Origin of the sequence: Flavobacterium sp., from assembly GCF_030146175.1 — a bacterium.
In the GTDB taxonomy this organism is placed as follows: Bacteria; Bacteroidota; Bacteroidia; order Flavobacteriales; family Flavobacteriaceae; genus Flavobacterium.
Genome location: NZ_JASLCE010000073.1, coordinates 1 through 15,527, shown reverse-complemented (window position 1 = coordinate 15,527; position 15,527 = coordinate 1). Strand labels below are relative to the sequence as shown.

General features: G+C 39.8%; 15 protein-coding genes. 9 read left to right on the top strand and 6 right to left on the bottom strand.

Going from position 1 to position 15,527, the window contains the following annotated elements; translation table 11 throughout:
* Positions 1–28 precede the first annotated feature (28 nt).
* The 9 genes from Q1R07_RS08720 to Q1R07_RS08680 all read left to right on the top strand — a co-directional run bounded on the left by Q1R07_RS08720 (position 29) and on the right by Q1R07_RS08680 (position 8,970).
* Positions 29–1,084, top strand: a complete 1,056-nt coding sequence (locus Q1R07_RS08720; protein WP_300488705.1) for a histidine kinase — start codon at positions 29–31, stop codon at positions 1,082–1,084.
* On the top strand, positions 1,081–1,776 hold the full coding sequence (locus Q1R07_RS08715) for a LytTR family DNA-binding domain-containing protein (RefSeq protein WP_300488702.1): 696 nt from the start codon (positions 1,081–1,083) through the stop codon (positions 1,774–1,776). The genes Q1R07_RS08720 and Q1R07_RS08715 overlap by 4 nt, the downstream gene beginning before the upstream one ends.
* Positions 1,777–2,460, top strand: coding sequence for a hypothetical protein (locus Q1R07_RS08710; protein ID WP_300488699.1), 684 nt, complete (start codon positions 1,777–1,779; stop codon positions 2,458–2,460).
* 96 nt (positions 2,461–2,556) lie between these two features.
* Positions 2,557–3,576 (top strand): T9SS type A sorting domain-containing protein, encoded by a 1,020-nt coding sequence (locus tag Q1R07_RS08705; RefSeq protein ID WP_300488696.1) that lies wholly within the window; start codon positions 2,557–2,559, stop codon positions 3,574–3,576.
* 66 nt (positions 3,577–3,642) lie between these two features.
* Positions 3,643–4,152 (top strand): hypothetical protein, encoded by a 510-nt coding sequence (locus tag Q1R07_RS08700; RefSeq protein WP_300488693.1) that lies wholly within the window; start codon positions 3,643–3,645, stop codon positions 4,150–4,152.
* 182 nt (positions 4,153–4,334) lie between these two features.
* Positions 4,335–5,522 carry a phosphoglycerate kinase gene (locus tag Q1R07_RS08695; protein WP_300488690.1) on the top strand — a complete coding sequence of 396 codons (1,188 nt, stop codon included), beginning with the start codon at positions 4,335–4,337 and terminating at the stop codon, positions 5,520–5,522.
* 104 nt (positions 5,523–5,626) lie between these two features.
* Positions 5,627–7,495, top strand: a complete 1,869-nt coding sequence (locus tag Q1R07_RS08690; RefSeq protein WP_300488687.1) for a lytic transglycosylase domain-containing protein — start codon at positions 5,627–5,629, stop codon at positions 7,493–7,495.
* A 17-nt stretch (positions 7,496–7,512) separates the two neighbouring features.
* Positions 7,513–8,499, top strand: coding sequence for a DUF4837 family protein (locus Q1R07_RS08685; RefSeq protein ID WP_300488684.1), 987 nt, complete (start codon positions 7,513–7,515; stop codon positions 8,497–8,499).
* A 21-nt stretch (positions 8,500–8,520) separates the two neighbouring features.
* On the top strand, positions 8,521–8,970 hold the full coding sequence (locus Q1R07_RS08680; RefSeq protein ID WP_300488681.1) for a GNAT family N-acetyltransferase: 450 nt from the start codon (positions 8,521–8,523) through the stop codon (positions 8,968–8,970).
* A gap of 4 nt (positions 8,971–8,974) precedes the next feature.
* On the opposite strand, the gene Q1R07_RS08675 is transcribed toward Q1R07_RS08680, so the two are convergent.
* The 6 genes from Q1R07_RS08675 to Q1R07_RS08650 form a co-directional block, all read right to left on the bottom strand.
* Entirely contained in the window at positions 8,975–9,793 is an 819-nt protein-coding gene (locus Q1R07_RS08675) for an OmpA family protein (protein WP_300488678.1), read from the bottom strand.
* Positions 9,794–9,803: 10 nt separating this feature from the next.
* Positions 9,804–11,786, bottom strand: coding sequence for a KUP/HAK/KT family potassium transporter (locus Q1R07_RS08670; RefSeq protein ID WP_300488676.1), 1,983 nt, complete (start codon positions 11,784–11,786; stop codon positions 9,804–9,806).
* 67 nt (positions 11,787–11,853) lie between these two features.
* Positions 11,854–13,494: a S41 family peptidase gene (locus Q1R07_RS08665; RefSeq protein ID WP_300488673.1), complete on the bottom strand. Its 1,641-nt coding sequence runs from the start codon at positions 13,492–13,494 to the stop codon at positions 11,854–11,856.
* 3 nt (positions 13,495–13,497) lie between these two features.
* Complete coding sequence (locus Q1R07_RS08660) at positions 13,498–14,325, bottom strand: DUF4349 domain-containing protein (protein WP_300488670.1); 828 nt, start codon at positions 14,323–14,325, stop codon at positions 13,498–13,500.
* An 89-nt stretch (positions 14,326–14,414) separates the two neighbouring features.
* Positions 14,415–14,801, bottom strand: a complete 387-nt coding sequence (gene rnpA, locus Q1R07_RS08655) for a ribonuclease P protein component (protein ID WP_300488667.1) — start codon at positions 14,799–14,801, stop codon at positions 14,415–14,417.
* 81 nt (positions 14,802–14,882) lie between these two features.
* A partial coding sequence (locus tag Q1R07_RS08650; protein ID WP_300488665.1) for a patatin-like phospholipase family protein occupies positions 14,883–15,527 on the bottom strand: 645 nt, incomplete at its 5' end.

Sequence of the window (15,527 nt, the reverse complement as noted above, 5' to 3'; positions counted from 1 at the left end):
TATTTTTGATAGGTTAACTGTTAGAAAAATGAAAAAGAAGATTTCGTTTTATGCCTACCACTTTTGCATTTGCCTGTCATTTCTGGTATTGCCGTATCTGTTATCTTCGCAAACGAGTATCATCCGGATTCCGGATATTCTTCATAATGGCCACGACAGGACGTACTTTTCGGTTTATGTAGGCTTGCTCGTTTTTTTCTATGTGAACTATTACTATTTTATTCCAAAGCTTTATTTTTCAAATAAGAAGACGCTCTATTTTGTGTTGCTTTTTGTTTTTCTGATCGTATTGCTTTTTACCTCTCATTTTTTCGACAAACCGGATATCGATCTTTTTAATATCGAAAGAATGGCACGCCCAAAACCAATTCATCCGCCGGGACCAAAACCCGGATTTGGTCCCGGTCCGATGCAAAAACCTAACGAGCACTTTAATACGGTATTGATTTATTTAATTGGTGTTTTAACAAGTCTTTTCTTAGCAATTAATAGAAGATTGCAACATGTGGAGCGCGATAAAATGCAGGCTGAAATTTCATTGCTTAAAGCGCAAATCAATCCGCACTTTTTATTTAATACACTCAACAGTATTTATGCATTGGCGATTCGGAAAGATAATCGTACCGCCGATGCCATTGTGCAGCTTTCGGAACTGATGCGCTACATCATCCGCGATGCACACGACGATACCATTGCATTGGATAAGGAATTAAATTATATCCACAATTATATCGAATTGCAACGATCGCGGCTCGGGAATACCGTTACGATCGGGTATGACGCTCCGGAAGGACATTTCGAAAAGAAAATAACACCATTGCTTCTGATTTCGTTTATCGAAAATGCCTTTAAACACGGGGTAAATCCGGACGAGAATTCGGAAATCCGGATTCAGATTCTGATTAACGATACGACTTTGCAATTGTTGGTTTTTAATAAAAAAGTCAGTTCGGTTCAAACCGAAAAAGGAATGGGATTGCAAAACACGATGGAACGACTGGAACGTCTTTATCCCGATAAATACGATCTGGAAATTACCGAAACAAAAGAAAGTTATACTACCGTACTAACGCTCGAATTATGATTTACGCTATAGCACTCGACGATGAACCGCCTGCTTTGGAAGTGTTGCAAAGTTTTTGCGACCAGATCGAAGGTATTGAATTGAAAAAAATATTTACCCGATCGGACGAAGCATTAAAATACCTGAAAAAATATCCAACGGATTTACTGTTTCTCGATATCAATATGCCATCGATTTCGGGTATTGATTTTTTTAAAAAAGTACCCCATAAAATCAGTGTGATTTTTACAACGGCTTATTCGGAATTTGCAGTGGAAGGTTTTACGCTCAACGCTACGGATTACCTGCTAAAACCGTTTTCGTTTTCACGCTTTGAACAGGCGGTTGAAAAAGCCAAAAGCCAGTTGGTACAGGATCAGAAAAATACGGCAACCGATTCGCAGTTTCTTTTTATTCGCGCGGATTATAGTCTGATAAAAATTCCGGTTACCGAAATCCTGTTCATCGAAGGACTGGACGATTATCTGAAAATCCATATCCGGAATCAGAAAACCGTGGTGGCTCGAATGACGATGAAAAGCATTCTGGAGAAATTACCGACGGATGCCTTTTTTAGAGTGCATCGTTCGTTTATCGTTTCGCTATCCAAAATCGATCGGGTGAAAAGTAAAATCATTTTTATTGATAAGGAGGAAATACCGGTTAGCGCCACCTACGAAGCCGATTTTTTTAAAATTTTAGAAAACAGATAAATGACAAAATTCATACAACAACAGGCGCAAATCTATAAAGCGCATCTGAGAGGTCATTTTGAAACGGATATCCATCGTTGTTTGGCCACTTTTAACTTTGAAACGTATCAGGAGGAAAGCCGGAAACCGTATCATTTGCTAGAGGTGTTGAACGAAGAAATGCTGGCGGCCAAAGAAACAGTTCGGTATTCCGTTACCGATAATCAAAGTATTCTGATTGTTCCGTTAGCTGGTGCGATCGATTGTATAACGGCTTCCGGAACGTATTTTATCCACATCGAGGAATGTTATTTTTTTTCTGCTTCCGATGGACAAGGTTTTGCGTTACAGAATCCCTACGAAAACAGACAGGTGAATTACCTTCAAATTCGTTTCAAAACAACAGCGGAATTGGAGTTGGCTTTATTTTCGTTTGATTTGAATCAAAGGAACGAAATGTTGCAGGTTATCGAACATCCGGATTTTGCCATGCGCATCGGAATATTCGACGGACGGAAAGAGGATGTCTATATACCGCAAAATAAAAACAACGGTATTTTTGCCTTTGTACTAAACGGGGCTTTCGAATTCCAGAACCGACTTGTCGAAAACCGCGATGGCCTGGCTATCGATGCCTCCGAAACCATTGAATTCGAATCGCTTGCCGAAAACAGTATGCTTTTGCTGTTCGAATGCTATGCTTAAAATGACATTTACCGCAAAATAAAAACAGTTTACCTCATTTTTTTGGCTTTCCCTGTTAACAAATTTAATTTTGAGTAACGAAAAAGCTAAAAGAGTATGGAAAGAAAAGTATTTTTAAAAAACAGTCTGGGTTTCCTTGGAATGGTTGCTGCGGCACCATCACTTTTGCGTGCTATGGGTACCGAAAAAGAAATGCCGGAAGAAACAACTGCCGCATTGGCGTGTAGTGTGACCAACAGTGAAACGGCTGGACCTTTTCCAACCATTTCGCCGGCTTCATGGGTACGAACCAACATTATTGGCGACCGTACCGGTGTTCCTTTTACGATTAATATTACCGTAAAAAATGTCAATGGAAATTGTAATGCTTTTTCCGGTGCTATTGTCGATATCTGGCATTGTGATAAAGACGGTAATTATTCCGAATATGGCGGAACCGGTATGCAACCAACCAATTATACAACCAACCACTTTTTAAGAGGAAGACAAACTACTGATGCTAACGGACTTGTTAGTTATACCTCCATTTTTCCGGGATGGTATACCGGAAGAGCGACGCATATTCACGTGCATATTTACAATGCGTCCGGAACCTCACTTCTGATCACCCAAATTGCTTTCCCGGAAGGAGCTAACAGTGCGGTGGTTCAGGTGAATTCGGCTACGAGTTATGGTTATACCAAAGGGATGTCGGGTTATACATACAATGCAACCGATAATGTTTTTTCGGATGGCGTTACCAACGAGCTTGGTGCGGTTACCGGAAGCATCGCCGAAGGCTTTACGTTATCCCATACGATTTTTGTAGCCGGACCGACGCTTGGAATCGAGGATGTTACCATTTCGGAATTCCAGTTAAGTCAGAATTTTCCGAATCCATTTACCGATAGCACCAAAATTCCACTGGAGTTAAATTCCTATTCAAAAGTAAAAATGGAATTATACGATCTTACCGGAAGACTCATCGATACACCCATAAATGAGGAGTATCCGGCAGGAACCAATTATTTATTGATCAGCAGAAAAAGTCTGAGTAGCGGTTATTATATTTACAGAGTTATAATAGAAAATGAAAACGGTGTTTTCACAGAAAGTAAAAAAATGATAGTCCAATAATAACTCAGGCAAACAGAAGAAGATACTCGAAACGGTATCTTCTTTTTTGCTTTAACACCTTGTAAGATGAAGTTTTCTAAAATCCGAATGGCTTTCCGATTGGTGATCGATAGCTCCACTACTGTGACCTGGCAAAAATATGTTTTTGAAGATACCTATCGGGAATACCGGATGCAACAACAGTTGTACAATAATCCGGAAAATCCAAAACCGACTTTTCGGGAGTTGTTATACGAAAATGAAAAAGCCGAAAAGCTGCATTTTTTAACCGGAATGGCAGCCGAACCCTATATCCGTCAGCTTAAAGGAAACATCTACGAGTTGCAGGATGCGCTGGGAAATTCCTATTTGCCATTTGTAAATTATAAACTCGACATTGTGAATACCGATAGCAACGATCCGTCGCGTCATAAAATCGGAATTACATTTTATACGCCGCTGATGGTACTGGTCGATATTGTCGACAGGCATTATTTGCTTTCCAAAGATACCGATGCTACGGCGCACTGGGAAATCCTTTCGTTCCCGATGCATCCCAATCTGGCGATTTGCTATCTCGAAAAAGAAAACGAATAACCGGGAATTACGTATTTCTTTTCAAAAATCATTTCCGCAGTAAAAGCCGCATTTCGGCTCGGATAAATAAACATTACGCATTTACCCACTTAAAAAATTTAAATAAAATAGAAAAAAGGGCATAAAAAATAAAAATACTATATTTGTAGATTATTAAACAAACAATCAACAAAGAAAATACAATGAAAACCCTTACAGATTTTAATTTTAAAGATAAAAAAGCGATTATCCGTGTTGACTTTAATGTGCCGCTTAACGAAAATTTCGAAGTAACCGATGCAACCCGTATCGAAGCAGCCAAGCCAACGATCGATAAAATTTTAAATGAGGGTGGAAGCGTTATTCTAATGTCCCATTTAGGACGTCCGAAAGGCGTAGAAGAAAAATATTCATTAAAACATATTGTAGCAAAAACCGCTGAGGTATTAGGTGTTCCGGTAACATTTGCATCCGATTGTATTGGTTCGGTAGCCGAAAATGCTGCAGCCAACTTAAAACCGGGTGAAGTATTGCTATTGGAAAACCTGCGTTTCCACGCCGAAGAAGAAAAAGGCGATGTGGAATTTGCTAAAAAACTAGCCAAATTGGGAGACATCTATGTGAATGATGCTTTCGGAACGGCACACAGAGCGCATGCTTCAACAACGATTATTGCCCAGTTCTTTCCGGAAAGCAAATGCTTCGGATTCCTGTTGGCAAAAGAAATCGAAAGTTTAAACAAAGTATTACACCAAGCCGAAAAACCGGTAACGGCTGTTTTGGGCGGATCCAAAGTATCGTCTAAAATTACCGTAATTGAGAATATCCTGGATAAAATTGACCATATGATTATTGGTGGCGGAATGACATTTACCTTTATCAAAGCATTGGGCGGCCATATCGGAAATTCCATTTGTGAAGACGATAAGCTGGAATTAGCATTAGACATTATAGCACAAGCAAAAGCCAAAAATGTACAAATTCACCTTCCGGTAGATGTAGTGGCTGCTGATGCTTTTTCAAACGAAGCCAATACCCAAATTGTTGATGTCAATCAGATTCCGGATGGATGGCAGGGATTGGACGTGGGACCAAAATCATTGGAAGCGTTAAAAGACGTAATCAAAAACTCAAAAACAATTTTATGGAACGGACCATTGGGTGTTTTTGAATTGGAAAAATTTGCCGAAGGAACCATTACCCTTGGAAACTTTATTGCCGAAGCCACTAAAAACGGTGCTTTTTCACTTGTAGGCGGTGGTGATTCTGTAGCTGCAGTAAAACAATTTGGATTGGAACCGAAAATGAGCTATGTTTCCACCGGTGGAGGAGCAATGTTGGAAATGCTGGAAGGGAAAACATTGCCCGGAATCGCGGCCATTTTGGAATAAATTGCCATTTTTAACAATATTTAAACAAAATATAAGTTATTAGCTATTATGTTTGCATGGCTTACATAAGAAATTGAAATTTAACATGTTATAAGATAGAATGTATGGATAATAAAAAATTATTGTCTTTGTTTTTAGGTCTGATCAGTCTGGGCGCTATGGCTCAGGAGACAGCCGAAAATGAAGTCCCGGCTAAACCGGAAATCAAATTGTCCTATCTGGACTCTCTAAAATCGACGTTCGTAAAATATGAAACCAGTGCCTGCATCGACGAAATGTGGATGAAGGAATTAAGCAATCAGGATTTGTTTACCGATATGGAATCCGATCTTGCCAAAGTAAATATCGATCAGGAAGTAGCCTACGACCTGCCAACAGATTTACTGAAAGACCGCTTAAAAAGACTGGACGAAAAATCACCTTTCAACATCGAATACAATCAGGGACTTGAAAATATTATTAAATCATTCCTGAAAAACAGACCGAAGGCTTTCGAAAGAATGATGGCCATTTCGGAATATTATTTCCCGATGTTTGAAGAAAAGCTTGCCAAATATAATATTCCATTGGAAGTTAAATATTTAGCGGTTGTGGAATCAGCTTTAAATCCAAAAGCAAAATCAAGAGTCGGCGCTACCGGATTATGGCAGTTTATGTATGCTACCGGAAAACAATACAACCTGGAAGTGAATTCCTATGTAGACGAGCGTAGCGATCCGATGAAAGCAACGGAAGCCGCTTGTCAGTATTTGTCGACCATGTACGGTATTTTTGGAGACTGGGATTTGGTTCTGGCATCCTATAACACCGGACCTGGAAACGTAGCCAAAGCAATCCGTCGTTCCGGAGGATTGACAAATTATTGGAATATCCGTAAATACATGCACAAGGAAACACAAGGGTATCTTCCGGCTTTCCTGGCAACGATGTATATCTACGAATACCGCAAAGAACACGGAATCGTTCCGAAACGCGCACCATTGACGTATTTTGAAACCGATACGCTAATGGTAAAACAAAAAATGTCGTTCAAACAACTTTCCGATTTATTGGATGTACCGGTAGAACAATTGCGTTTGTTAAACCCAATCTATAAACTGGATGTGGTTCCTTATGTAACCGATAAAGCCCATTACATTCGTTTGCCAAAACAAAAAGCAGGAATGTTTGTTTCGAATGAAGATAAGATTTATGCATACGTGCAATATGAAGAAGAGAAACGTGAAAAACCGTTTACCACGACCAACATTCGTAAAGATGCCATTGCACAACGTACCACAAAACGCGATTCGCTTGCTATAGCCAATGTCGAAGATTTCCCGATGAAGGCGGTTAAAAAGACGCGTATTAAATATTATACCGTTAAGCGTGGCGATAACCTTTCGGAGATTTCTTCAAAAAACAATGTGACCGTTGCCGAATTGAAGAAATGGAACAAGCTGAAAAAGAATACCGTTAATGCCGGACAAAAACTAAAAATTGAATTCGAAACCAACGTTATGGTAGCCGACCGATCGGCAGCCAAAAAGAAAACGGCGGAACCAAAAGTGACCGAGCCTAAAATTGTAGAGCCAAAAGCCATCGAAAACGATTTGTATGTTGTTCAGAAAGGGGATAATCTTACTGCTATTGCCGAAAAGAATAAAGTAACCATTGATCAACTGAAAGAGTGGAATAACATCGAAAGTAACGAAATCAAAATCGGTCAGAAACTAACCATTCAGGAGCCGGCTCAGGAAACGGTAGCAGTGGTTGAAAAAGCTGAAAAAGAAGTTAAAAAAGAAATCATAAACCGTGATAACAGCAAAGAACGTAACTACAACAAAGAAAGAATGTATATCGTTCAGAAAGGAGATTCACTGTTTAGCATCGCTAAAAAGCACCCGGGTATTACGGTAGCCGAAATTAAAAAATGGAATAACATCGATAACGAAAATATCAAACCCGGAATGAAACTTAAAATCAACGGGTAGATTTCCCCAAAGAATCCGTGAAAAAAGCAATCTTATTTGCAATACTCTTACAAATGCTTTCTCTTGTTTCCTGTAAAGACAGACAGAAACAAGGGGAAGCATTTTTGCCTGAATCAAAAGGAAATATTAATGAGATTGCCATTGTGATCGACGATGTAATGTGGAACGGGGAAGTAGGCGATAGTCTTCGTAAAAAACTGGCTTATCCGGTTGACGGATTGCCGCAGGAAGAACCGATTTTTACCATCAACCAGTACTCTCCGAAAATTTTTGAAGGCATCGTAACACAAAGTCGGAATATTTTGGTCGTGTCTAAAGGACTGAACAAAGAATTCAAACACGTAGAAAACAAATATGCCAAACCGCAAAATGTTTTCTATATCACCGGCTATTCCATTCACGAGATTCTCGACCTGATCGAAACCCACTCGGAAACCCTTATTTCGATTATCAAATATTCCGAAATACATTATATCCAGCAAAAAATGGGTAAAGCCCGATTAAGTGACGATAAACTCCGGGGTGTTTTTATGATCAATATTGAGATTCCGGATACCTATCGTTATGCCGATGAAAAGGAATATTTTTATTGGATGAAGAAAGACATTCCTTCCGGCAGCTCCAGTCTTTTGGTTTATCAGGTTCCCATTTCGCAAATCGAAAGAAACAATGACATCGTCGGAAATATTATAAAAGTTCGCGATTCTGTTGGTGCTTTGTATATTCGCGGAACGATGGAACATTCCTCGATGATTACCGAAGAAGGCTATTCGCCGTATTTTATGAATACGCGACTCGACGGCAAAACCGCCTATGAAACCAAAGGAACCTGGGAACTTCAGAATAACTTTATGAGCGGACCGTTTCTGAATTATGCCATCCGCGATGAAAAAAATAAACGCTATCTGATTTTGGAAGGTTTTGTTTACGATCCGTCCAATGCCAAAAGAGATATGATTTTTGAACTGGAGGCGATTATGAAATCCGTTCACATACTGCAATAATTTAGTAACAACCATACAGACATGACTCTAAAATTCGAAATAAAGCGATTTAACGAACTTTCGCTTGCCGATCTATATTCTGCCTTACAACTGCGTTCGGAAATCTTTGTAGTGGAGCAGGATTGCGTTTATCTGGATATTGATGGTAAAGATCAAAAAGCATTACATCTAATGGGAACTTTTAACGGCGAATTAGTAGCATATTGCCGTTTGTTTCAGCCGGGCGATTATTTTCCAAATGCCGCATCCATCGGAAGGGTAGTGGTGAAACAATCGTACCGCGACCGCAAATGGGGCCATGATCTGATCCGCGAAGCCAAAAACGGAATCCAGTCGCATTACGGTACCGACACGATTACCATTTCGGCACAACTGTACCTGAAACGTTTTTACGAATCCCACGGGTTTGTTCAGGTTTCGGACGAATACCTGGAAGATAATATTCCGCATATCGAAATGCAGATAAAATAACGATTTACACTTTCGTAATAACCAATTCCACGCGACGGTCCTGATCCGGGCCGTTGCCTAAAGGTTGCGTGTTTCCGTAGCCTTTAAACGTCATTCGTTTTTTGTCGATTTTTTTCTGAATCAGAAATTTATAAACGGCTTGTGCGCGGTTGTGCGAAAGCATTCTCTTTTTGGTGTCTTTGTCGATCGCTTCTTTTTGGAATGTTGGCGTACAGCAAATATGTCCCTGAATTTCAAATTCCAGATTTTTGTATTTGTGTAGTAATTTGGCCACCCGCTCCAGTTCGTTTTTCGATTTTAGCGTTAAACGACTGCTTCCCTTATCAAAAAGAATTTTTTCAAGATAGATTCGGTCGCCAACAATCAGATCGCCTTTAATGGTCGAATGCATTCCGGGAATCGGTTTTGGTGGAACCGGTTTAAAGTTCATTACCACATCGACACGTCGGTTTTTCTGGCGTACTTCCGGAAGGTTATCCACAATATCGTCGTCAATTAAAACCCGACCTTTTCCTTCGATCGTTACAATGATCTTGTTTTTGATTCCCTTTTCAATAAGCTTATTCTTGATCGTATTGGCCCGATTGTTCGAAAGCTTATAGTTATAGGCATCTTTACCGCGATCGTCGCAATAACCGTAAATCTGGATGCTCTCGATGCGGGAAGTATCGATCGCCTTTACGAAAGCTACTACGTCATTGGCCTGTTTTTCTTCCAGGTTAAATTTGTCAAATTCAAAATAAACAGAATGTACAACCTCTTCCTGTGCTGTCAGAAACTGACACGTCAGCAAAAAAAGAAAAACAAGCGCAATACGTTTCATATTTCAAAGGTTATTTTCGGTCTTTAATTCGGGTCAGACTGATGTCTTCCGGCGGATGGATCACAATTGGATATTGTTCGATTTTTACCGAGCTGCTATCCAATCCGAATGCCTGTTCTTCGGATAAACTGATTTTTTTCAGGAAGAAATAAATATCCAGGATAATACGTTGGTACCAAGGGAAATCGTTGTCGTAGGACATGAATTTTTCGATCAGTACAAATTTGAAATCACCCAAAACGTTGTTTCGGTTTAGGGATTCATAACGACTGGTAATGTCTACTTCGCCGTTTTTAACCATATCCTGAACTACTTTTTTAAACAACAGGTTAATGCGCGGTGCGACACGGAATCCCAAATAGAAATCCACCCGGATAATATCGTCTTTTACAATCTCACGAACGCGGTATTCCATTTCATACGGTTCGTCGACTACGTTTACGTGAATCAGCCAGTAAATATCGGCTCGTTTCGGACGTTTTTGAAGAATGGAATAAATAATTTTCGATTCCACTTCGTCTCCGTGACTCGCATTGGTCATATAAACCAAATGCGTGGCATATTTTGGTATCGAAAGGTCGTTACTCAACTCGGAAATAACATTTTTAAACTTGTCGATTTTAACGAATTCGGTATAGTCTTTTCGGATCTTTTTAGCCGTAAACCAGGCAATCATAATAAAGGCCAGTAAACCGGCAATGAATACCGAAACATAACCACCATGCGGGAATTTTTCGATATTGGCCAAGAAGAACGAGATCTCAATGGTTAAGTATAACGCGATAACCAAGACGATAAAGATTGGGTTATATCGTTTTAAAACCATAAAGAAGCCTAGTAAAATGGTGGTCATAATCATACACATCACAATCGCCAATCCGTAGGCGGCTTCCATATTTCCGGATTCTTCGAAGTGTACCACGATAAATACACATCCGATAAATAACAACCAGTTGATTGATGGGATATATAATTGTCCTTTTAATTCGGTTGGGTATTTGATGCGTACTTTTGGCCATAGGTTTAGACGCATCGCTTCACTGATTAGTGTAAACGATCCGCTAATTAAAGCCTGAGAGGCAATTACCGCAGCCATCGTTGCAATCGCAATTCCGAATGGTAAAAACCAATCCGGCATAACCAGATAAAACGGGTTTCCGGGATTGTTTGCGTTTCCGCTTAGTTCCACTAAAGTACTTCCGGTATTGGAAATCAGATAAGCACCCTGACCGAAGTAGTTCAGTACCAGCATACTTTTTACAAATATCCAGCTGATTCGGATGTTTTTGATACCACAATGTCCAAGGTCGCTATATAAAGCTTCGGCTCCCGTGGTACACAGGAATACATAGCCTAAAACATAGAATCCTTCGTGGTGTATTTTTAATAAATGAAAAGCATAATATGGATTTAAGGCCTTTAAAACAGACACATTACCCAATAAATGGATCACACCCAATGTTCCGAGCATTCCAAACCATAATAACATTAAGGGTCCGAAGAATTTTCCAACCAGTTTGGTTCCGAATCGCTGAATAAAGAATAAAACAAATAAAATTCCAATAACAATCGGGATGGTGTTTAATTCCGGATTATAGGTTCGCAATCCTTCGATAGCCGAAGAAACGGAAATGGGCGGTGTAATAATACCGTCGGCAAGCAGGGCGCTTCCTCCGAGAATGGCGGGAACGATCAGCCAACGCTTTTTGAGTTTTTTGACAAGGGTGTAGAGCGAAAATATTCCTCCTTCCCCTTTATTGTCGGCACGTAGTGTGAGAATTACATACTTAAAAGTTGTCTGAATGGTTAGCGTCCAGAAAATACAGGAAATCGCACCAAGTACCACATCCGGATCGATAGCCTGTTTTCCAACAATGGCTTTCATTACGTATAATGGAGAGGTTCCGATATCTCCATAAATAATTCCTAATGTGACAATTAAACCACCTAGGGTCACTTTATTAAGGTGGTTACTGCTGTGTGTAGAACTCACGATGTGAAATATTTAAAATCACAAAATTATCATAAAAAACGAAAGTCCTACACAATTCTTGCGAAAATTAATTTTTAAGAATTTTATTGTATTCTGCCTGATTATTGAGTAATGCTTGCGCTTTTGTTATTTCTATGTTACTTTTTGTGTAATATTGATACAATCCTTCTTTATACTGATAGCGTTTTATGATTTCGTCAACGATAAGTTTTTTGATTTCAGACTTGTTTTTATCCAGTTCTTTTTCTTCACTTCGTTGTACTGCGGCCAGTAGTTGCTGATATTCGGCAGTAATACTTTCTTCGATTTTTTCCTTTTTGGCCGTGGTTAAGGTATTTTTTAAAGCCAGTTCGGTTTCGGTATCGAATTCGAATTTTTCCTTTTTCAAAAAGGCTTTGAATTCCGTAAAATCGGTATCCGAAAAAGTCGGAATGGTTGTTCCTAAATTCGGATTTTTATAATAATACTGCGTTACGTAGTTGAAAATCCCGTCGTTTTTTAGCAAAGCATCCGAGATGGTACTGGTTTTCGCTTCTGAAAGTTCGATGTCGGGTTGAATACCACCACCATCATAAACGGTTCTTCCTTTACGGGTTTTAAAAGCGTTATACTGACTCGCATCGGTACGAATCGCTTTTCCGTTTTTATCTTTTTTGGAATAATCCAATGCCTGAATACATCTTCCGGATGGCGTATAGTAGCGGGAAATGGTCACTTTTACCTGTGTTCCGTAGGTTAAATCCAACGGACGTTGTACCAGTCCTTTTCCGAAACTTCTGGCACCCACAATTACGGCTCTGTCCAGATCCTGTAACGCTCCGGCTACAATTTCGGACGCGGAAGCACTTTTTCCATCAACCAAAACAGCCAGTGGAATCGTAAGGTCAACCGGTTGTTTTTGTGTTTTATAACTGTTATTGTGTTTTTCAATTTTTGATTTTGTGGTTACGATTACTTCGTTTTGCGGTACAAAAAGATTACAGATGTTCACGGCTTCATGCAGTAGACCACCCGGATTTCCGCGTAAATCCAAAATAATTCGGGTCGCGCCCTGACTTTTTAATTTTTCCAGTGCGTCTTTGGTTTCAGCCGATGCTTTGGCATTAAACTGCGACAATACAATATAACCGGTTGTTTTGTCAGCTAGCAAAGCATAAAAAGGCACGGCCTTAATTTCGACTTCATCCAATACAATCTGCGTATTCATTAGTTTTCCCTGACGTTTGTATTGTATGTCGATCTTGGAATTTTTAGAACCTTTTAAAAGTTGGGCGGCATCGTCTTTAAAATCAACCAGGTTTACATCGCCAATTTGGACAATTTCGTCACCGGCTTTTAAACCGGCTTTGTCGGCGGGAAAGTTTTTGTACGGTTCACGAATGATCAACCGACCTTCACGGCGTGAGATATACGCACCGATTCCGGTATATTCACCGGTCGAATTAATTTTGAATTTGGCAACATCCTGTTCGTTAAAGTAAACCGTATACGGATCCAGATCCAGCAACATGTTTTTAATGGCTTTGTCCATCAAATCGGCCGGATTAGTCTCGTCTACATAATTCTGATTGACGGTTTTAAATAGCGTTGTGAAGATTTCAATCTGCTTGGCAATCTCAAAAAAGTCATCCCTGAAACTGGCACCTACAAATAAAAAACCTCCTGCAACTACAGGAATGATATATCTTTTTTTAAACTGACGTAGCATTTTTTAAACGGATTTTTTGGTAAATCTTTTGCGTATATAAATCAAAAGTAACACGAAAATAAGGATAAATGGCCAAACTTGCAGTAGGTCAAGAAAGAAAGTTGAAATTCCGAAAAAGCCTTCTTTAAACGAATTCCACATTTTACTGCCGTAGGAAACGGTTGCGCCACTTTCGGAGGCATTTTGGGTATACATATCGATCGTGATGGTACTCATCGCAATCCGGCTTTGTAAATATTTTAATCGCCCTTCGATCGATTCGATTTCTTCGCGAACCGTAGCCAGTCCTTTTTCAATTTCCAGTATTTCGGAAACTTTAGTCGCTTTGTTTAATAAATCCAGGTAGCGTTTTTCCAACGTTTTTTTGGTGTTGATACGCGATTCGATATCGATATACTCCTCGGTTACATCCTCGGATGAAATTTCTTTCCGATCAAAATGAGAAACGCCTTTGCCGATATCGTTGATAAATGCGTCAAAAGCCGTATTCGGAATCCGAATCGTCAGGTCGCGGTACACCGAATTGTTACTTTTTCCGGTCACATCGTTTTGGATGGTAGCCTTATATTTTACAAGGGCTTTCTGAATATCGGCATACGACTGGTTGAGGTCGGATGTTTCAAACCGGAGGTTGGCATTTTTAATGATTTTGGCTTCGATAAGGGTTTCCGATCCACCGGAACCTGATGTTTCAGAAGCAGCCACAGGTGCGGCTTCCAGATTCATCATTTTGACATCCAGGGATTCCGCCACAGCCACATCTTCGGACTGTTGGTTTTTACAGCTAATAGAAAAGATAAGGACCGCTACAACAAGGAGAATTTTTTTCATAGAAAACACCATTAGTTTGATATACAACGTAAAATCACAACTAAAAGTACAATTTTAGATGGAATTGGAATTCGCTACAATGAAAAATCTTACAATTCTTTGTTTTGGATGGAGTCGGCAAACTTTTCAAAAAGCTGCACGGTTTTTTCTTCGATTTCCTGATACGACAAGCGTTCTTTGGTTTGATACAAAAACATAAAAGCATAGGGCTTGTCGGTCGAATCCAACAGCCTATTTTTGTTTAATCGATAGGTTTCGCGTAACACCCGTTTAAAATAATTGCGGTCTACGGCTTTTTTAAAATATTTTTTCGAAACGGAAACACCCATTTTGATTTTTTCACCCGATTCGTCCGATTCCAAAGGTACATATACCAAACGCAACGGGTATTTGGAAACCGACTTCCCCTGAGAGAACAATAAGTCGATTGTGCTTCGGCTTTTGAGTTTTTCGGTTTTCGGATAGGTATGCTTCATTCGGCAAAGGTACAAAAAGGTAGTATAAAACGGGTCAGGTATTATAAACCGGAATAGGTTTGTATGAGGTCGACACCGGAACTATTTGTTTTTGATCAGTTTCTTGGCGATTTCCCGTAGCATTTCCCGATTCTGATCCACATAAAACAAACCGGCCTGGATGAGTTCGTAGATGTTTTTTTGTGAGGTGTCATCCATTTCCGGTGAAGCATTTTTTAATTGTGGCATCAGTCGGTAATAATTTTTCTGGTTACGTGGCCCTAAGGTTTCGTACATTTTGGTTAAATGGTAATCGACGGTTTCCACGTTGGCCGACAGCAATATATCAATTAACGGCCCGATCCATTTGATTTTACCGGCGTTTTCAAACTTTTCGAAGGTATACGGTTTGTGTACTTCTCCGGTTCCGACTGAAACAATGATCATGTCATTAATAGCCGGATAATCGATTTTTTCCTTATCGCCTAAAATTTTCGAAAAGGCAATTTTCCGCGCTTCGGCATAGGCACACAACGCCGGATTATTGGCATAAACGCCACCGTCGATCAACGTAAATTCCTGCCCGTATAATGATTTTATTTTGGCCGGTTCAAAGTAAGTCGGTGCGGCACTTGTTGCCCGACAAACATCTCTGACGTAAAAGTTTTCCAGTGTCGAATCGGCTTCGTGACTGGTAAAAAATTTGGCTTTCCGCTGACCAATATCGTAGGATGTGATCAGACAGGG

What these genes read in the sequence shown, in the direction of transcription:
- Q1R07_RS08720 (WP_300488705.1), top strand. Translation starts at nt 29, where the DNA reads ATGAAAAAGAAGATTTCGTTTTATGCCTACCACTTTTGCATTTGCCTG.
- Q1R07_RS08715 (WP_300488702.1), top strand. Translation starts at nt 1,081, where the DNA reads ATGATTTACGCTATAGCACTCGACGATGAACCGCCTGCTTTGGAAGTG.
- Q1R07_RS08710 (WP_300488699.1), top strand. Translation starts at nt 1,777, where the DNA reads ATGACAAAATTCATACAACAACAGGCGCAAATCTATAAAGCGCATCTG.
- Q1R07_RS08705 (WP_300488696.1), top strand. Translation starts at nt 2,557, where the DNA reads ATGGAAAGAAAAGTATTTTTAAAAAACAGTCTGGGTTTCCTTGGAATG.
- Q1R07_RS08700 (WP_300488693.1), top strand. Translation starts at nt 3,643, where the DNA reads ATGAAGTTTTCTAAAATCCGAATGGCTTTCCGATTGGTGATCGATAGC.
- Q1R07_RS08695 (WP_300488690.1), top strand. Translation starts at nt 4,335, where the DNA reads ATGAAAACCCTTACAGATTTTAATTTTAAAGATAAAAAAGCGATTATC.
- Q1R07_RS08690 (WP_300488687.1), top strand. Translation starts at nt 5,627, where the DNA reads ATGGATAATAAAAAATTATTGTCTTTGTTTTTAGGTCTGATCAGTCTG.
- Q1R07_RS08680 (WP_300488681.1), top strand. Translation starts at nt 8,521, where the DNA reads ATGACTCTAAAATTCGAAATAAAGCGATTTAACGAACTTTCGCTTGCC.
- Q1R07_RS08675 (WP_300488678.1), bottom strand. Translation starts at nt 9,793, where the DNA reads ATGAAACGTATTGCGCTTGTTTTTCTTTTTTTGCTGACGTGTCAGTTT.
- Q1R07_RS08665 (WP_300488673.1), bottom strand. Translation starts at nt 13,494, where the DNA reads ATGCTACGTCAGTTTAAAAAAAGATATATCATTCCTGTAGTTGCAGGA.
- Q1R07_RS08660 (WP_300488670.1), bottom strand. Translation starts at nt 14,325, where the DNA reads ATGAAAAAAATTCTCCTTGTTGTAGCGGTCCTTATCTTTTCTATTAGC.
- rnpA (WP_300488667.1), bottom strand. Translation starts at nt 14,801, where the DNA reads ATGAAGCATACCTATCCGAAAACCGAAAAACTCAAAAGCCGAAGCACA.